This is a genomic window from Bacillus spizizenii TU-B-10 (assembly GCF_000227465.1).
Taxonomy (GTDB): domain Bacteria; phylum Bacillota; class Bacilli; order Bacillales; family Bacillaceae; genus Bacillus; species Bacillus spizizenii.
Map to the genome: position 1 here is coordinate 688,314 of NC_016047.1, position 18,548 is coordinate 706,861.

Annotated in this window: 21 protein-coding genes; 10 read left to right on the forward strand and 11 right to left on the reverse strand. The window is 38.2% G+C overall.

Translation table 11 applies throughout. The features are described from left to right. Window positions 1-27 precede the first annotated feature (27 nt). A complete protein-coding gene (locus tag GYO_RS25250) occupies window positions 28-900 on the forward strand; it encodes a YitT family protein (RefSeq protein WP_014112786.1) in 873 nt (290 codons plus the stop codon). Window positions 901-1,078: 178 nt separating this feature from the next. On the opposite strand, the gene GYO_RS25255 is transcribed toward GYO_RS25250, so the two are convergent. Continuing rightward, window positions 1,079-1,465 (reverse strand): winged helix-turn-helix transcriptional regulator, encoded by a 387-nt coding sequence (locus GYO_RS25255; RefSeq protein ID WP_041520865.1) that lies wholly within the window; start codon window positions 1,463-1,465, stop codon window positions 1,079-1,081. Between the two features lie 109 nt (window positions 1,466-1,574). Between GYO_RS25255 and GYO_RS25260 the strand changes: the two genes are divergently transcribed. The 5 genes from GYO_RS25260 (at window position 1,575) to GYO_RS25280 (ending at window position 5,588) form a co-directional block, all read left to right on the forward strand. Continuing rightward, complete coding sequence (locus tag GYO_RS25260) at window positions 1,575-2,171, forward strand: NAD(P)H-dependent oxidoreductase (RefSeq protein WP_080010054.1); 597 nt, start codon at window positions 1,575-1,577, stop codon at window positions 2,169-2,171. A gap of 347 nt (window positions 2,172-2,518) precedes the next feature. After that, window positions 2,519-2,833: a metal-responsive transcriptional regulator AseR gene (gene aseR, locus GYO_RS25265; RefSeq protein ID WP_041521134.1), complete on the forward strand. Its 315-nt coding sequence runs from the start codon at window positions 2,519-2,521 to the stop codon at window positions 2,831-2,833. A gap of 12 nt (window positions 2,834-2,845) precedes the next feature. Continuing rightward, entirely contained in the window at window positions 2,846-4,153 is a 1,308-nt protein-coding gene (locus tag GYO_RS25270) for an arsenical efflux pump membrane protein ArsB (protein ID WP_014112791.1), read from the forward strand. Between the two features lie 15 nt (window positions 4,154-4,168). Next, window positions 4,169-4,588, forward strand: coding sequence for an arsenate reductase (thioredoxin) (gene arsC, locus GYO_RS25275; protein ID WP_014112792.1), 420 nt, complete (start codon window positions 4,169-4,171; stop codon window positions 4,586-4,588). Window positions 4,589-4,808: 220 nt separating this feature from the next. Continuing rightward, the gene (locus GYO_RS25280; protein ID WP_014112793.1) at window positions 4,809-5,588 is read left to right on the forward strand and encodes a GNAT family N-acetyltransferase; all 780 of its coding nucleotides are present in this window, start codon (window positions 4,809-4,811) and stop codon (window positions 5,586-5,588) included. A gap of 78 nt (window positions 5,589-5,666) precedes the next feature. Here GYO_RS25280 and GYO_RS25285 read toward each other — a convergent pair whose 3' ends face one another. The 6 genes from GYO_RS25285 to GYO_RS25310 form a co-directional block, all read right to left on the reverse strand. Next, window positions 5,667-6,554: an LCP family glycopolymer transferase gene (locus tag GYO_RS25285; RefSeq protein ID WP_080010055.1), complete on the reverse strand. Its 888-nt coding sequence runs from the start codon at window positions 6,552-6,554 to the stop codon at window positions 5,667-5,669. Between the two features lie 212 nt (window positions 6,555-6,766). Beyond that, complete coding sequence (locus GYO_RS25290; RefSeq protein WP_014112795.1) at window positions 6,767-7,597, reverse strand: polysaccharide deacetylase family protein; 831 nt, start codon at window positions 7,595-7,597, stop codon at window positions 6,767-6,769. A gap of 248 nt (window positions 7,598-7,845) precedes the next feature. Beyond that, complete coding sequence (locus tag GYO_RS25295) at window positions 7,846-8,979, reverse strand: hypothetical protein (protein ID WP_014112796.1); 1,134 nt, start codon at window positions 8,977-8,979, stop codon at window positions 7,846-7,848. Next, window positions 8,976-10,427, reverse strand: coding sequence for a sensor histidine kinase (locus GYO_RS25300; protein ID WP_014112797.1), 1,452 nt, complete (start codon window positions 10,425-10,427; stop codon window positions 8,976-8,978). The genes GYO_RS25295 and GYO_RS25300 overlap by 4 nt, the downstream gene beginning before the upstream one ends. Window positions 10,428-10,430: 3 nt before the next feature. Continuing rightward, window positions 10,431-11,132 (reverse strand): response regulator transcription factor, encoded by a 702-nt coding sequence (locus tag GYO_RS25305; protein WP_041521135.1) that lies wholly within the window; start codon window positions 11,130-11,132, stop codon window positions 10,431-10,433. Window positions 11,133-11,365: 233 nt separating this feature from the next. Next, the gene (locus GYO_RS25310) at window positions 11,366-12,268 is read right to left on the reverse strand and encodes a DMT family transporter (RefSeq protein WP_014112799.1); all 903 of its coding nucleotides are present in this window, start codon (window positions 12,266-12,268) and stop codon (window positions 11,366-11,368) included. Between the two features lie 133 nt (window positions 12,269-12,401). Here GYO_RS25310 and GYO_RS25315 point away from each other — a divergent pair, with 133 nt between their 5' ends. Further along, window positions 12,402-13,850, forward strand: coding sequence for an aminotransferase-like domain-containing protein (locus tag GYO_RS25315; RefSeq protein ID WP_014112800.1), 1,449 nt, complete (start codon window positions 12,402-12,404; stop codon window positions 13,848-13,850). Between the two features lie 118 nt (window positions 13,851-13,968). Here GYO_RS25315 and GYO_RS25320 read toward each other — a convergent pair whose 3' ends face one another. Continuing rightward, on the reverse strand, window positions 13,969-14,592 hold the full coding sequence (locus GYO_RS25320; protein ID WP_014112801.1) for a flavin reductase family protein: 624 nt from the start codon (window positions 14,590-14,592) through the stop codon (window positions 13,969-13,971). 89 nt (window positions 14,593-14,681) lie between these two features. Here GYO_RS25320 and GYO_RS25325 point away from each other — a divergent pair, with 89 nt between their 5' ends. Further along, on the forward strand, window positions 14,682-15,362 hold the full coding sequence (locus tag GYO_RS25325; RefSeq protein ID WP_014112802.1) for an ArsR/SmtB family transcription factor: 681 nt from the start codon (window positions 14,682-14,684) through the stop codon (window positions 15,360-15,362). A gap of 64 nt (window positions 15,363-15,426) precedes the next feature. Here GYO_RS25325 and GYO_RS25330 read toward each other — a convergent pair whose 3' ends face one another. The 3 genes from GYO_RS25330 to GYO_RS25340 form a co-directional block, all read right to left on the reverse strand. Next, complete coding sequence (locus GYO_RS25330; protein WP_014112803.1) at window positions 15,427-15,870, reverse strand: carboxymuconolactone decarboxylase family protein; 444 nt, start codon at window positions 15,868-15,870, stop codon at window positions 15,427-15,429. Between the two features lie 88 nt (window positions 15,871-15,958). Continuing rightward, entirely contained in the window at window positions 15,959-16,135 is a 177-nt protein-coding gene (locus GYO_RS43240; RefSeq protein WP_072183088.1) for a hypothetical protein, read from the reverse strand. Next, on the reverse strand, window positions 16,132-16,302 hold the full coding sequence (locus tag GYO_RS25340; protein ID WP_014112805.1) for a hypothetical protein: 171 nt from the start codon (window positions 16,300-16,302) through the stop codon (window positions 16,132-16,134). Before GYO_RS25340 ends, GYO_RS43240 begins: the two co-directional genes overlap by 4 nt. Before the next feature lie 271 nt (window positions 16,303-16,573). Here GYO_RS25340 and ydfH point away from each other — a divergent pair, with 271 nt between their 5' ends. Next, entirely contained in the window at window positions 16,574-17,797 is a 1,224-nt protein-coding gene (gene ydfH / locus GYO_RS25345; RefSeq protein WP_087941762.1) for a two-component system sensor histidine kinase YdfH, read from the forward strand. After that, window positions 17,790-18,431 (forward strand): two-component system response regulator YdfI, encoded by a 642-nt coding sequence (gene ydfI, locus GYO_RS25350; RefSeq protein ID WP_014112807.1) that lies wholly within the window; start codon window positions 17,790-17,792, stop codon window positions 18,429-18,431. Before ydfH ends, ydfI begins: the two co-directional genes overlap by 8 nt. The last annotated feature ends 117 nt before the right edge of the window (window positions 18,432-18,548 follow it).

The following is an 18,548-nucleotide window of genomic DNA, read 5'->3' on the forward strand; positions in this document are numbered from 1 at the left end:
CGAAATATTTGAGAAATGAGGAATGGTATGAATAGAATCGAAAAACATAAGAAATTTAAAGTGAAAAAGATACTGCAAGTCATCATGGTCATTATTGGAGGAATCATAGCGGCATATGGATTAGAAACAGTTTTGATTCCGAACAGTGTCTCTGATGGAGGGGTGACAGGCCTCAGCATTGTTGGTTCACAGCTATTCAATTTGCCGCTGGGGATTCTTATTGCTGTCATTAACATTCCGTTTGTTTGGTTAGGATATAAGCAAATTGGGAAAAGCTTTGCGTTATTATCAATTATCGGAATCATATCACTCGCTGCGGGGACAAGTTTTTTCCACCACACACCCGCTATTATAGAGGGAGATACCTTGTTAATCACCGTTGTTGGCGGGATTATCCTTGGATTCGGAATGGGGTTGGCGCTGCGTAATGGCGGCGCATTAGATGGGATTGATATGCTTGCTGTGCTGCTATCCCGAAAACTGCCATTTGGAACGAGCGATCTCATTTTATTCTTAAACCTTTTTGTGTTTATTTTTGTTTCCACTGTATTTGGCTTGAAAGGGGCATTGCTTTCAGTCATTGCTTACTACATTGCATCGAAAGTCATTCATGTCGTTGAGGAAGGCTTAAGCGGTTCTAAAATGTTTCAAATTATTACAACCCAACCTGAATTGATGGTAGAGACCATACGTGATCAATTAGGCCGAAGCGCCACATATAAAGAAGCTTACGGGGGTTTTTCCCACGAGAAATTTAAAGAAATCACATGTGTCATCAACCGCTTAGAAGAAACCAAACTAAAGGAAATTATTAATGATATTGATAAAACTGCCTTTGTTACCGTATATGACGTAGCTGAAGTGAAGGGCAGCAATTTTAGAAAGCTTAATAATCATTAGAAAAAAGAATGACCTTTTTAACGATAGCCCTCTTTGCCACCATACGTTTAGACATGCCGCCAGTGATATAACCAAAAACGCTTTATTGAGGTCTTGCGGATGAATAATCGGTGAGGGTCTCAATCATAGAAATACCAAGGGTTTTAACGCCCTTGGTATTTTTTGCATTTTGCTGAATTTAGATTTCTTCTTCAGCTTTACGTGTTGTTTCAATTTTATTGATTCTGTCTCTGTACTTTTCTCCCCAGTCTTTCATGTGCAGGATAACAGGTTCTAACGTTCTTCCAAACTCGGTTAAAGAGTATTCCACTTTTGGAGGGACCTGTTTATAAACCTCGCGGTGAATCACGCCATCCCGCTCCAATTCCCTTAATTGTAGAGTAAGCATGCGTTGGGTAATTTTAGGATATAATCTTCGGAATTCATTAAACCTCTTTTTACCGTCAATGAGATGATAAAGGAGAATGCCTTTCCACTTACCCCCGATGATATCTAATGTTGTCTCCACGGGGCATCCTTCAAAGTCATCCGAAGAATAATCAATACCAAGTTTTCTATTTCTCAAGCTGTTCACTCCTAATAGTATACTTTTTGATACTATATACAATCAATGTGCGTACTTTTTATATCTTAATATACATCATATAATGATTCACATCAAAGGAAAGAAAGGAATGGATGATATGAAAACATTAGTACTCGTTGTACATCCGAACTTCGAATCCTCTCGTATAAATAAAAAGTGGAAAGAAGCGGTTTTAAGTGAACCGGATGTAACTGTTCATGATCTCTATGAAAAATATCGCAATCAACCGATTGATGTGGAATTTGAACAACAGCAGCTTCTTGCCCATGACCGTATTGTTTTTCAGTTTCCGTTATATTGGTACAGCAGTCCCCAGCTGTTAAAACAGTGGTTTGATGAAGTGTTTACTTTTGGCTGGGCTCATGGCCCTGGCGGAACGAAATTGAATGAAAAAGAGTGGGTGACTGCCATGTCCATCGGTTCACCTGAACATTCTTATCAAGCCGGCGGATATAACTTATTTTCAATAAGCGAACTGACAAAGCCGTTCCAAGCATCTGCCAATTTAGTAGGCATGACTTATCTGCCTTCCTTTGCTGAATATCGCGCTAATCGAATCAGTGACCAAGAAATCGCCGAAAGTGCGAATCGCTATGTAAAGCATATAACAAATATAGAATTAAACCCTAAGGTTCGCCTGCAAAGGTATTTAAAGCAACTGGAGAGTGTTGATTTAAAATCATGATGTAATGTGTGAAAAATTATCGGAAATCCTGTTCTCATCAGACAGGATTTTTTCTTGTTTTGCAAACTGCCTTAGTTTATACATAAGGGAAATGAATGAAAGAGGCTATATGCAGCTTTTATAATGACGAAAGGTATGCAAAGTGAGGATTCTCATCATGAGATGTGACATTAAGCAAATCAATTTTATTTAATGTTTCAAATATAAGTTATTGTTTATATAAACAATAACTTATATAATGTCGGAGTGATATAAATAATGAATTGGCTCATTTATAATGATTTAATTATATTGTTTTGGAAGGAGGAGTTCATTTGGCTGTTGATACAAAAATAGGAGTTGCCACGATGACCCGCTGTTTAAAAACACTTAGTGATCAAACAAGGCTTATGATGATGAAATTATTTCTTGAAAAAGAATATTGTGTCTGTCAATTGGTTGATATGTTTGAAATGAGTCAGCCTGCTATAAGCCAGCATTTGCGAAAATTAAAAAATGCAGGATTTGTAAATGAGGATAGAAGAGGGCAATGGCGCTATTATTCAATAAATAGATCATGTCCTGAGTTTGATACATTGCAATTTGTTTTACTTCAAATCGATCAGGAGGACAAATTGTTAAAGCAGATCAAACAAAAGGAAACTCAAACGTGTTGCCAGTAAGGAGGCATTAGATTGACTTCAGTGATTTTGGCGTTATTGATATTTTTAGTAACTTTGGTTTTGGTCATATGGCAACCGAGAAACTTGTCTATTGGGTGGTCAGCCTGTGGAGGAGCTGTTTTAGCTCTAATAGCCGGAGTTGTCAATTTTCATGATGTATTAACTGTGACAGGGATTGTGTGGAACGCGACATTGGCATTTGTGGCAATTATTATTATATCGTTAATCCTTGATAATATCGGTTTCTTTGAATGGGCAGCGCTTCATATGGCTAAGGCTGCAAAAGGAAACGGTGTGCGGATGTTCATATATGTATCTATATTAGGAGCTATCGTCGCCGCATTATTTGCAAATGACGGTGCGGCTCTTATAATGACACCAATTGTATTAGCGATGGTCAGAGCATTACATTTCAATGAAAAATTAGTTTTTCCTTTTATCATAGCCAGCGGGTTTATTGCAGATACGACTTCGCTTCCATTAGTAGTGAGCAATTTGGTCAACATCGTTTCAGCAGACTATTTTCATATTACGTTTATTGATTATGCATCCAGAATGATTGTCCCCAACTTGTTTTCGCTACTGGCGAGTATCATTGTACTTTACCTTTTCTTTAGAAAAAGCATACCCAAACGTTATGATCTGACTGAGGTTAAAAAACCTGAAGAAGCCATAAAAGATCAAAACATGTTCAAGCTATCATGGTATATCTTGGGGCTGCTGATAGTTGGATATTTTGCCAGTGAATTTTTCTCTATTCCTGTATCAGTTGTAGCAGGTATCATTGCAATCTTTTTCTTAGTTGCTGCGCAAAAGAGCCCAGCCGTTCAAACAAAGAAAGTACTGAAAGGAGCGCCGTGGGCTATCGTGTTCTTTTCAATTGGCATGTACGTTGTTGTGTACGGTGTCCGTAATGCTGGATTGACAGATGTCCTTTCAGATGTAATTCAAGCCGTCGCTGATCAAGGGATGTTCGCAGGTACAATTGGAATGGGCTTTATCGCGGCGATTCTTTCTTCCATTATGAATAACTTGCCGACTGTCATGATTGATGCACTGGCTATTGCCGGCACAGATACGCATGGAATGATGAGAGAAGCGCTCATATATGCAAATGTCATTGGTTCAGATTTAGGACCTAAAATAACGCCGATTGGTTCCTTGGCGACATTATTATGGCTTCATGTCCTTTCACAAAAAGGTGTGAAGATTTCCTGGGGCACGTATTTTAAAACAGGAATCATTTTGACAGTCCCAACATTATTTATTACACTTGTCGGCCTGTATCTTTGGCTGATGATCATCCATTCATGTTTCTAAAAGGAGAAGATAAACATGTCAAAGAAAACAATCTACTTTTTATGCACCGGAAACTCTTGCCGCAGTCAAATGGCTGAAGGGTGGGGGAAAAAATACCTTGGTGATAAGTGGAACGTGTACAGCGCAGGAATCGAGGCTCATGGATTAAACCCTAATGCTGTCAAAGCAATGAAAGAAGCGGGGATTGATATTTCCAATCAAACTTCAGATAAAATTGATCCGAACATTTTAAACAATGCTGATTTAGTTATTACTCTCTGTGGTGATGCAGCTGACAAGTGCCCAATGACGCCGCCGAATGTAAAACGCGAGCACTGGGGATTTGATGATCCGGCAAAAGCACAAGGAACAGACGAAGAAAAATGGGCATTTTTCCAAAGAGTGCGTGATGAAATTGGAGACCGCTTAAAACAGTTTGCTGAAACTGGGGAATAATTAATAGATATACTCAGCTTTTTCTTTGGTTTATATAAGTTCAATGTGTTGTTCAACAGGTGTCTGCGGGCTAATGCAGACACCTGTTTTTTTGGTTTAACTTATCTGTGATCCGTGAGCTGTCCGCTTAAAAAGGGAAGTTATTTAGCTTGTGACAGAGGAAAATTGATTTTGTTAACAGAATCATGAAGGAGACGCTGTTTTTAAAGGAGTTGTCAGTTTGCAGGAATTAACAAAAGAAAAATATAACGGCTTAAAAACATTGTTTGATGAAACATTTTGCCCAACATTTGTCTATTCAATATTAGAACAAACCATTCCGGGAGTTGTTTATGTAGATGACCAAACATTCCCTAGATCGTTTTTAATAGGGACTGAATCAGGAATTTATTTTATTGCAGGAAACCAAGGGAATCGAGCTTTTAATGAGTTCATTGCAGGATATTATGAAGAGCAAGCGAGATCCACAAAACGATTTACCTTGTTTTCTTCTAACGATACATGGGATAGAGTAATGAACACAATACTGAAAGACGATTTGAATCAAATGAAAAGAGTGGCATTTTCTTATCAGCAAAAACCTTCTAAAACAGATATGGTTCCAAAGGGGCTTGAACTGAAAAGAATAGATGAAGACGTCATTTCAAACAGCACAGAATTTAACAGAGCTTATTATGAGGAGTATTGGGATTCTGTCTCACATTTTTCATCAAAAGGCTTTGGGTTTGCCGTATTACATGGCAATCATGTTGTAAGTGAGTGTACCTCTATATTTTTAGGACATAATCGTGCGGAAATGGATATCTATACACTTGAAGAATATAGAGGTATGGGTTTAGCTTATTGCGTAGCAAGCGAATTTATAGAATTTTGTCTGAAGAACGGGATTATTCCTAGCTGGGATTGTGATGTTTGCAACAATGCGTCCATTACATTGGCAGCTAAATTAGGCTTTAAGCCAGTAAGCGAATACTCTATTTTTTATTCCGGGAAATCGTAAAACATTGATCTAAAAAAGAGAGAAGAGATAAGAACTCTTCTCAATATCTGAATAAGCGGTTTTATGAATACATTTATTTTAAGATTCTAGATTTAATTGCAGGCGAAGTTTTTTCGATAAGTCCTTTCTCGTTTCATCAGTTACAACATGATACCATAAGTGATCTATTTTTTTATCCTCACCTTTTATTTCGATCTGTTTCACATGTTGAACGGCTTCTTTATAAGAACGTTGAATATCGATCATTTTATCAAGTGTTAAGTTTGTTTGAATATTTTTTTCTAAGGCAGTCAAAATTCCTTGATAGTTTTTTAGTGATTTTAATTGTGCGCCTTCGTGAATAATTTCATTAATAATTTCACGCTGCCGCTGCTGGCGCCCAAAATCACCGCGGGGATCTTCTTTTCTCATCCGTGCATATGTAAGAGCAACCTTTCCATCAAGGTGCTGTTCCCCTTTTGGTATATGCACTCCTTCAAGGGTGAAAGGGAAATCATTATGCACTGTTATTCCGCCAATGGCATCTACAATATCTTTAAAACCTTCCATATTTACTTTGATATAGTAATTGATTGGAATGTTTAAAAATTGTTCGACGGTTTGAACGGTACCTTCAATTCCCTCATAAGTATATGCTGAGTTCATTTTAATATTGGTATTCTTTGATCGCATAAATACCCTGGTATCACGCGGTATACTGACCATTGTCGATGTTTTCGTCTCTGGATTTACCGTCAGAACGATCATCGAATCAGGGCGTCCCTTATCACCGGGACGCTCATCTATTCCCAGCAAAAGAATGGATATAGGGTCATGCCCGATATCAGCATCTTGTTGCTTGGAATCTTTATCTAGAGGCTCATACATATGATTGACTGATTTTGCTACGTTGCGGTAAATACTGTAGCAAGTCAGGCCTCCAATGGTTAACAAGAGGGCTAGAATAAACAATATAATACTATGCATTTTCAGTTTCCTTCTCCCGATTTTCACTATCATAATCCTTTCTAAACAATTGGTAGATTCTAATACAAATTGTTATGCACTGTATCTTATGCTTCGTATCTCAGATATTTTTGGAATGAAATTGTGGTATACAGGTTAACGGTTCTCTTATAAATAATTCCTTTATCTCCGTGATATTTTTTAGTTCATATAAGATACTTTAGACTTTTACTTCAATTGAATCTGAATTGTACCGGCTTTATTGAATCATGGATTGCTTTCATGTCGTAGCCGCTTTCGCGGAAATATTTTAATAATTCTTCTAGATATGCCGCAGTAGTCGGTTTTTCATGCATTAATACAACAAGCGGCTCTTTCCCTACAAGATTGTTTACTTGTTGAATTGTATTTTTTACAAATTCGCCGTGAGTGTATTTCCAGTCTTCTGAATCAACTGTCCAATCCCATAGATTAAAATGATCACGCTTAACAACTTCTCTAAATGGGCCTGTAATGTAAGGCTTTGACCCGTAAGGTGCTCGTATCAAATGTGTGTTGACTTTGGTTGTATCTTTGATATAGTTCAGCGTATCGTTCATTTCTGTCGCAAAGCTTTCAGGGGATTTATAGATTTCGGAAACCTGATGCGTCACGCCGTGAGACCCAACAGAGTGACCGCTTTCTACCATTTTTCTCACAAGAGCAGGATTTCGCTCGATATTAGGTTTTAACATGAAAAACGTTCCTTTAGCATTGTATTTATGGAGCAAATCCATAATTTTCTCTGATGCAGCAGGGTTTGGTCCGTCATCAAATGTTAAATAGACCACCTTTCCGATTTCAGGTGATGTTTTTTGTTCCTCCTTTTTCTGTGCTGTATTTTTGTTCTTATCTTTGTGCATTTGCTCAGAAGTAGCGGCACTTTCTTTTATTGGTTCCTGCTTTGGACCAGCAAGTGCTTTCCAAGAAATGCATAATAAAGTGACACCTAGAATAATCAATATCCCAAAACCTATTTTGCCTATTTGATTTAATTTACGGTCCCTTCTTGGTGAATTTGACACTTTTTCCAACTCCTCAATTGTAAATATCAAAACTAGTCACATAGATAAGAATGAAACTTTGGAAACAAAGTTTGATAGTAATGATGCTCTTTTACTATAAATAGAAGATATCGCAGAAGTTTGATCAACTTGTAAACAAAATGTCAAAAAAAGCAGGAATACTGCAGCGGGACTTTTTCATTCTTTTGCTGACACAATAAAAAAACCTTATTTCCGTATTCAACAGAAATAAGGTTTAAAATCATAGATTATTTAAATGTAATGATATAAGAGTGAGCGTCAAAAAATCGCACTGATGAATTTTCTATTGAGGCATACTGATTCTGGTTAAAAACGAGCAGGTTGCTGCCATCAGGACTCCAATATATTTCTGATGGATTGGGGCCATGGTATATTGGTTCTGCGTACAGGATATTTTTCCCTTGCAGTTTTCCTGCATACGTATTGTCCTTATTAGATAAAGAGTAAGCGATTTTCTTTCGGTCGTTTGAGATCTTGAAAACAGCTACATTTTCGAGCAGGACAGAAAGCTCATTGTTTCTGAGATCGTATTCGTATAAGGTTTCTCCGGTACCTAAAAATACAAATTTGTCATTGTTTAACCAAACAGGCCCGTCATAGCTATTCTGCCGCTTGTTCTGAATGGTGATGCCATCACCGCTAATGGTCCCCGTCATAATGCGATATTGTTGCCCGTGTAACATCGTAAACAGCAAACTGCGTCCATTATCAGAAATTGCCGCTGCTGTAGGCGACTCTTTGTCATCAAGATTCTTCAATGGATACGTTTTGAGAGTTCCAGAATCTATATGAAATACATTGACCGCAGTCTGGCCATTTTTCGCAGGATCAATGACAAGATAACAAATGTATTTGCTATTATTTGACCATGAAACATCTTGTACATAGGCATCCTTGCTAGGAAAGCTGGCTATTTCCTTTTTGTTTCTGTTCGTCAATGACATCAGATTTAATGTTGTCTTATCCGATGACATCGTTAATCCGACGATACTTTTCCCGTCGGGAGACATCTTTAGGTTAGCAGTATTGCTTTCGATGCTCTTCAGGGTTTCAGGTTTTTCAAAGGGGAAGGGAAGACGCTGAAGATGATGCGCTTCACGTTCAGTTGAGTCATTTCCTTTGAAAAAACCAACTATAGCGTTCGATGAAGACCATCCAAGCAACTGGTCAGCTTTGGGGAGGCGATATATCTTCTTCACTTGAAAGGAGCCGGACTTCTGATCATCCTCACTCTGATTTTCTTCCTTGTTTGGAATGATAATGGTTTCCGATCTTTTTCCCATATTATAACTGGATACAAAAATCACGAAAATCAGTAGAATTCCTAATAAAATAATAAACTGTTTGTTCTTCATGATCATTTCTCAACCTTCATGTAAGCTAGTTCAATCGTGATTATAGTGTGGTTTTCTTTGTAGAACATCTTGATTGTTCCCTGATGTTCCTCAACAATTGTTTTCACTATGCTTAAACCCAAGCCTAAACTTCCTTCTTCCGTGACCTTTTGGTTAATCGAATAAAAAGGCTGAAACACTTTAGTGTATTGGGTGTCATCATATGGATCACTTGGATTCTTGAATATAAAAAGAACCTGATCTCCAACAGCTTTAGCCTTAATCATGATTTTTGAATTCGATAAACTGTATTTGATTGCATTGTCCAGAAGATTAATAAAAAGTTGGCGCAGTCTATTCGTTTGGCCATACACATAGAGGTCTTCGTCCATTTCACAGATGATCTTTTTGTTATATCGTTCTGCACGAAATTTCATAGATTCGCATACATCTTTCAAAATTGTTCCTGCATCGATCCTATCGGAATGACGATTTTTAGATGTTTCTCGAGATACCTCAAGAAGTTTTATGACCAAATTGTGCAGACGCCGGCTTTCTTCAACAATATGATTCATTCCTTTATTAAAAAACTTCGGATCTGATTCCCCTTTTTCTTTTATGATTTCCGCATAGCCTTGAATAGAAGTCAAAGGTGTTTTCAGCTCATGGGTCATATTGTCAAAAAAACGTTTTTCCTGCTCGTTAAGTTCCTTCAACCGATCCCGATCTTTTTCGATGGTTGAAATTTGATCTCGAATTCTGGTAATCATATCATTGAAATTAATAGTAAGCTGGCCAATTTCATCTTTTCTAGGAAAGTGGATATCCACATCCAGCTTTCCTTTTTTGACTTCTGAGGTAGCCTCTGTCAGCTTGACGATTGGTATCGTGATATGTCTGGAAAGTATATAAGAGAAAAGGAACGCCGCCACAAATATCGCAAGGGCGATATAAAAAATAATATTTAAAATCTCTCCACTTTGTTTGTAAAGCAGATTAAAATCTTTAGAAAAGCGTAATATGCCAACTTTTGCACCATCAATGACAACTGGATAAGAGAAAAATACCTGTGCTTTATTTCGATCATAGGTGATGTGATAAGCATTTTTTCCGTTAATCGCTTTTTCTAGGTCCTCATCAATACCTTGCGAAAACACCGTTTTATTAGAAGAAGACAACAAATTGCCATCCACGCTATAAACACCTACATTGCTTCCGGTTGAATGAGTTAAACTTTCCACTATTTCATCAGCCATATCGTCGAAGTATAGTTCATTGTTTTTATAATGATTGATTAAAAACGCTTGGTTGATATACACAATACTGTTTTTTTTCAACTCTATTAAATCTGAGGTCACAATTTTTTCATTACTTGACCTAATGACGCTCTTGACCGTTTGATTGAGCACAAGGAAAGAGAGAGAGAAAATCAGAAAAAACCCAATAATGAATTTACCCTTGATGGTCCGTAACACTCTCTACTCCTCCTGCTTCTCACATTTATATCCGATGCCAAATACTGTTTTAATCAAGTCACTTGCATTCAGTTTTTTACGGAGTCTTTGAATATGAGTATCTACCGTACGTGTATCCCCGGCAAAATCATATCCCCAGATAAATTCCAACAGCTCTGAACGTGTGAAAATTTTCCCCCGATGGTCAATCAACGTCTTAAGCAGATCGAATTCTTTAGGAGTCAAATCAACAATGATCCCGTCTTTTTTTACTATTCTTTCGTCTGGGATGATCACAATATTTTTAAACTGAATAGGTTCCTCATTAGACGTTCCTCGATCATGAACGTGGTTAGCTTGTTCAAGACGCCTAAGTATCGTACGAATTCTAGCAATAACCTCGCGTAAGTCAAATGGCTTTGTAATATAATCATCGGCCCCAAATTCCAACCCAAGTACTTTATCGGTGATGTCTGACTTTGCGGTGATCATAAGGATAGGGATATTATAGCGATGGGTCACTATTTTACAGATATCCAATCCGCTGCAATCTGGCAGCATCCAATCGAGCAGCAGAAGATCGGGTTTGAATTGATCTAGCTGTTTCAATCCTAAAGCGCCGTTAGCCTCAGTACACGTTTGAAAACCTTCCTGCGCAAGCCCGTATGAAAGTAGATCAGCTATTGCTTCGTCATCTTCAATAATAAGTATTTTAGTTTTATCCATCATTTCATTCATTCCCTATTTCATGATTATATTGAATATATCTATCCTGGAGTGTACATTATCAATTCATTATAGCATCCTTTAATATAGATTATTAATAACTTCAGATCATACTATAATTGGATATTTTCACCATATTCGCATAATGGGGGGGGTTGGATTAGAGCATTAGGGAGATACAATTCTATTTGATACTTAAGAAGAAGATACCAAACCATATTGGTATCTTCTCTTTATTTGTGTCTAAGAGCGTTTCCATACCAATTCATTTTGTTTTGTCTTAAATAGGTGAAACACACCCCGCCGACTGTCACCACTCCGCCTAGCAGAGAAATGAATGCGGGTATTTCACCTATCCACAACCAAGAAATAAGCAAGGCTAAAGCTGGTGTTGCATAAAGCGAAAGGGTTGCTTCTGATGAGCCGACGAGTGAAGTGACATATGCAAGGGCAAAGTAAGGCACGATTGTTGGCAGCAAACCTAAATAAACAATAGACAATGTTGAGTTCATGGAAGCGTTCATCATCTCTCCGCCTAAGCCTGGCAGAAATATAAGCATAGGTATTGTTCCACCCCAAATTGAAAATGTAACGAATCGGATAAAGCCATATTTTTTTATATAGCGGGGTTGAAAAACGAAATAAATACTCTCCGAAAAAGCGGCCAGCAGGATGAACAAAATACCTTTCATTGAATAGGTATAGTCTCCAGACCCAAATGCAATCAATGACACACCCAATAAACTGATCATAGAGCCAATCCATTTCGTAAATCCAAAACGCTCTCTAAAAAACAGGCGGGATAACATGGCAGAAAAGATCGGTGCTGTGGTGACGAGTAAGCTTGCAACTCCAGCACTAACTGTTTTTTCACCGATATTCAGCAAAATGTGATAGAGTGCAAAACCTAAAAACCCTAACAGAAAAATGGCAGGAATGTCTTTCATGTCAGGCAATCGCATCTGAGTCAAAACAGCAAAAAGCAATAATGCCATAGAGCCGATTAACAAACGAAATAAAGCAAGGTGTTCTGGTGTGTACCCTTCCAGACCTGCGCGAATTCCCGGAAAAGCTGATGCCCACAAACCGATCATCAGACTGTTAGATATGATCATTTGAACTGTTTTCTTTCGCATATTTCTCACTCCTCTTTACAAAAACCAACCAGTTATTTAATGTGTTTCTATACTAATAAAGATTTGGTGATATGACTTCAACCAGTTAAACGAATTTTGACCCAACCAATTTAGTTGTAAGGAGACTGCTTTCATGAGCTTTCCAGAAGAAAAAAAGACGAAAAAGCTTCCTAAGTACAGACAAATCGTTCATTTTATTAAGGAGAAAATAGGAAATGGAGAGTGGCCGATTGGAAGCCAGATTCCAAGCCAGCGCACGCTTGCAAAAGACTTTCAGGTAAATCGAAGCACAGTGATTACGGCCTTAGAGGAATTAATGGCAGATGGGTTAATAGAAGGCAGAATGGGGAAAGGCACAGTTGTTATCAACAATACATGGACACTATTAGCTAAGAATTCTGCTCCTAATTGGGATCAATATGTAACCTCTGGAATTCAGCAGCCTAGCCAAAAAATCGTACAGGAGATAAACCAATCAGAATCAAATATGGATCTTATACAGCTCAGTAAAGGCGAACTTTCAACTGAGATTTTTCCTTTAACTGCTATGAAAGAGATGATGGGCAAGGTATCTCAAAACATGGAAGCATTCGGATATGAGGAACCAAAAGGATATTTTCCGTTGAGAGAGGCATTAAGCAACTATTTAAGAACCTTTGGCATCAATGCCTCATCTTCTTCCATTCTAATTGTTTCGGGAGCATTGCAAGCCCTGCAGCTGATATCGATGGGGCTTTTGCAAAGAGGATCAACCGTTTATCTTGATCAGCCATCTTACCTTTATTCATTACACGTATTTCAATCAGCTGGCATGAAACTGACCGGGCTTCCTATGGATAATGAGGGACTTTTGCCGGGAAATCTTCATATCACAAGAGGGGAACGGGGAAGGGCTATATTATATACAAATCCTTGTTTTCATAATCCGACCGGTATTTTAATGTCGCAAAAGCGGCGGGAAGAAATCATTGCAGCTAGTGAGAATACACAGCTTCCCATTATTGAAGATGACATTTATCGCGAGTTATGGATAGATGAAATTCCGCCCTATCCTATTAAAACAATAGATAAAAATGGGCATGTGCTATACATAGGCAGTTTATCGAAAACATTGAGTCCGGGCTTGAGGATTGGATGGATAGTCGGACCAGAACCGGTGATTGAACGTTTATCTGACATTAAAATGCAAACAGATTACGGATCCAGTTCATTATCCCAGAGAGTAGCGGCGGAGTGGTTTACATCCGGCCAATACCAGCAGCATTTAGAAAAGGTTAGACAGCAATTAAAGGTGAGAAGAGAATTGGCCTTGAGTGCATTAGAAACCCATTTGAAGGATGTTGCGACATGGAACATGCCAAAGGGAGGGTTCTTTGTCTGGATAAAAATATTGCCTTCAATATCAATGAAATTACTTTATACTAAAGCTTTATCAAAAGGGATTCTTCTCAATCTCGGCAGTATCTATGCTCAGGAAAAAGGGAATTATGTTCGCTTATCATATGCTTATGCATCCCTTGAAGACCTTCAAAAGGGGATTTATGAGTTGGGTTTAATGATAAAAGAATTGGCAAGTAAGTAACTTTTATATCCTTAAATGGATGTTTCACTAAAAAAGAGACCAAGCCTAATGATCGCTTGATCTGATAATAACAAGGGTTACTAGAATAGATCAAATCATGGCTCGGTCTTAAAAAGGATCATGTTTCTGAACGAAAGGTCTTTCCTATTTCTCTGCCTAAACCAAAATAATGTCTAAAATTATAGATCAGCGGACTCCATTTTGAAGGATTGATATGGTTTTCGTTCAATATGATACTCTCCTCGGCGTGAAAATGTAGTGCCTGTGTCTCTACAATCGCAAATGATGGCTCATATTCTGGGAACCGAATATGTTTGACTTCGGCTTCAATGTGAATAGGGCATTCTTTAATGCGTGTTGGTGAAACTGTTTTTGATTGTAAAGGTGTTAAGCCTGCTGACTCGTATTTTTCTTTTTTATATGTAAACCCGAGCTCTTTCTTCAAAGGGGGTATATTCTTTTTTCCGCTATAAGACGAAATTCTTTCAACGTTTTCCCATAATTCCGGGCCAGGCAAGTTTATGACACATTCTTTGTGTCTTTCCAAATTTTCAATGGCTTTTCCTCCTAGTCCAACTCCAAGGACAATATAGTTTCCGAGAGCCCAAGAAGAAGACATAGGACTGATATTAGTGGTTCCATCTTCATTCAATGTGGTAAGAAGAAATGTAGAGGTACCATAATACATGATGTTTGGTTTGATTTCTTTAAAATGAAGAGTATCTTGTTTTTCAATGTCCAACGTTTATTCCTCCTTGTCATCCTTACATTCATATTGTAAAGGTTTAACATTTCAACTATCATCGAAATATGAATGTAAGGAGGAAAATCATGAATCCTAATATCGCAAAAATCTCATCGTTGCTATCTGATCCCTCGCGTTCTTCCATTCTTCTCACCCTAATGGATGGAAGGATACACCCTGCGGGAGAGCTTGCATATCTCGCGAACATTAAACCTCAAACCGCAAGTTTTCACCTGAAAAAATTGCTTGAAGAAAAGCTGATCAGTGTAGAGAAGCATGGAAGACATCGGTATTACAGATTGTCTAACTCTGATACTGCAAACATGATTGAGCAATTGCTTCGTATGGCGCCTAAAGCCAAAGTCACATCTTTAAAAGATTCAAAAGAGAAAAGTGACTTGCATTTCGCCCGAACCTGTTATGATCATCTGGCAGGTTATGTGGGTGTGCAAATGACACATTCACTAGTTGAGCAGGGAATATTAAAAAAAGTCGATTTAAACTTTGAGGTGACTTCAGAGGGTTCTTTGTTCTTTTCGAAGTTAGGCATCAATGAAGAGCACCAACGACATAAGAGGAGAGCATTTGCCCGCTGCTGTTTGGATTGGAGTGAGCGGCAGCATCATATTGCAGGGGCGTTAGGAAACGCCTTATTGGTGCGCATGTTAGAAGAAGAATGGATCGTTCGTATGCCGAAAACGAGAGCGGTTAGGATGACACAAAGCGGGAAAACCGCATTTGAGAAATACTTCAAAGTGAATATTTAGGGAACTTTTTAATAAGAGAATGAGAAAGAAGGAGTAAGATTCGTTAAAATCTTACTCCTTCTCATTATCTCGAAGTTGCTTGATTACCCATTGCAATAGAGATGCGATTCCAACTGTTTATTTGATTGATGATGAGAACAAGGTCAACATATTGTTTTTCATCGTAATGTTCTCGCACTCGATGATACAGCTCATCAGGAACCCTTTTAGAGGGAATGAGCGTGATGTGTTCAGATAGTTCGAGCGCTGCTTTCTCTTCAGGTGAATAAAAATCACATTCATTCCAAGCATGTAAACAGTAAATTCGCTGTTCAGTTTCGCCCATTTTGCGGGCATCAGAAGTATGCATATCTAAGCAGAAAGCACAGCCGTTTATTTGAGAAACTCTGATTTTAATTAGCTCTCTCGTCGTTCGGTTAATTGAAGATTGTTTCGTGTATTTCTCCATATCCATCATCATCTTCATACCTTCAGGTGCAACATCATAGTAGGACACTCTTTGACTCATAAGGCAAGACTCCTTTCCTTAAGATACATAAATTGTATCCCGACATTGACCATTTTACCAATGTGCAGTTTGTATGGCGTCTATTTCATTATCTTTTGGCAAGAAGCTGCTTTGAATAAAAGTAAGGATAGCCCACAATGATGAGTGGAGCTGCTAATGCAAGGAGTATCCATGAGCCTGAGTGACTGTCTCTAATGACTCCAATGAATATACAAGTACCGATGAGAAAATATAATAAAGCGCCTAAAAACCAATACATATTCATTCCTCTTTTTCTTTACACGTGTTCTTTGATTGAGCATTTTTGTTTCTATGCTTGTCTGTTTTTTGGTTCACATTGCTTAATCGATCAGGGCACTGATTTTTTAACACTTTCTCAGTTCGGATTCCTTTTCTTTTTAATGATAAAATTGTGAGATCAATCGATTTCAATGATGATCATTCCTTCAATGAATAGTGAGTTCCTCATTATTTTAACTGTAAATTTGGAAAGATAAAACGTACATAAAGGCAGAACGCTTATGTACGTTTGGGCAATGGTCACATGTCAGGAACTCTAGTTATTCACTGTATCTTGGTATTGTTGTGTTCCTGCTCTTCCTATAAAATGAGTGGATAAAAGTATGAGTTGCACGTTCAAATAAATGGTGTGCCGCTGTCATTAGGATCGGTTCGGTAAACAGTTAAAGGAAGTGGATGAGGTTTGTTTAGAAGGAATCCTTTCAAAGAAAAATACCACTCACATGATAGGCGGGCATTAAATATGCTTGCACTCAGAGTTCCAGGACTGGCTTTTATTCTCATGATCTATATAGCCTCTATCGTGCTGCAATTTATTATTGGGAGCTGGTCCATTTTATTGCTTCATGTGTTTACAGTATTGACCGCCATTTTTGCTTTGCTGCATTGGCATTCATATCGCTGGGTTAAAAAAAGGGTCATTCTATATTTTGTGCTGCAAGGTTTGATCACTTTTACACTGGCTAATGTCATGACTGGCTTCTTAGTGCTGATCATCATTGGCCTTTATGCATTTTTGATTGGACAGATTGCAGGAATGGCAGACAGAAGAAAGACGTTCCTCATCCTTTATTTATTGCTTCTGCTGTCAATCAATGTACCACATCAGATTCACAAAGGTGAATATTTGCATTTTCTTGTCATTGCCGTACCTATTATGAGCGTGATTATTACTTATGCCGCTACATTATTTGCCCAAGTCGATGAAAAGATAAAAGCGCAGCTGACTCTTGAAAGGCTGGAGCTTGCCCATCAGCAGGTAGAACAGCTGACACTGCAAAACGAGAGACAGCGTATGGCCCGGGACTTACATGATACGCTTGCTCAAGGGCTGGTTAGTTTAAACATGCAGCTGGATGCGATTCATGTTCATCTCGCCAAAGACAACACAGAGAGAGCAAAAGAAATCGTTCAACAATCTATGAATAGAGTGAAAAGCACATTAGCTGATGCACGTTCAGCGATTGACGATCTGCGCAGCAAATCAGAAGAAATCGGTTTTTTAAAAGAAAGAATTACCTCTTTAATGGATCATTTTCAGGAGTCAACAGGCACGGCTTGTTTTGTAGACTACAGGTTACATCAGGTGTTAGACGTTCGTACAGCTGAAAACTGCTATTACATCATTGGAGAATGCATAACGAATGCAGCAAAGCATGCCGAAGCAGAAACGATCTGGGTATCCATTTGGGATGATGAAAAAGGGAGACTGCATCTAACTGTCAAGGACAATGGCAAAGGATTTAATGTTGAGAAGGGAAAGAAAAAGAGAGGACATTATGGGCTTCTTGGTATACAAGAACGCGTCAGAGCAATGAATGGCCAATTCAATATAAAGAGTACAAAATCTATAGGAACACACATCGAGATTAACGTACCAATTCAGGGAGAGATGCAGGATGAATAAGGTTTTAGTCGTTGATGACCATCTTGTCGTGAGGGAAGGTCTGAAGCTTTTAATTGAAACGAATGATCACTACACCATCATAGGAGAGGCGGAAAATGGCAAAGCAGCAGTCCGCCTTGCAGATGAATTAAAACCGGATATCATTCTCATGGATTTGTATATGCCTGAGATGAGCGGGTTAGAAGCCATTAAACAAATAAAAGAAAAACACGACATCCCCATCATTATTTTGACTACGTATAATGAAGATCACTTAATGATCGAAGGAATTGAATTAGGGGCGAAAGGATATCTATTGAAGGATACGAGTTCAGAAACCCTCTTTCATACAATGGATGCAGCAATAAGAGGAAACGTGCTATTGCAGCCTGATATCTTAAAACGTCTGCAAGAAGTCCAATTGGAGCGGATGAAGAAGCAGAGCAGTGATACGCAGCTGACAGAAAAGGAAGTCATTGTTCTAAAAGCCATTGCTAAAGGTCTTAAAAGCAAAGCGATTGCCTTTGATTTGGGTGTCTCTGAGAGAACTGTAAAGTCTAGATTAACGTCCATTTACAATAAATTAGGCGCGAATTCAAGAACTGAGGCAGTGACGATTGCCATGCAAAGAGGCATTCTGACATTAGACGAATAACATCATATATTTGAAATTTGCCCAAACGTACATGCCCGAATGTACGTTTTTTTTATTTCAATGTCAACTACAATGAGAAAGCAAAGAATGTTATCAAGCAATGTGCTGAAAGGAGAT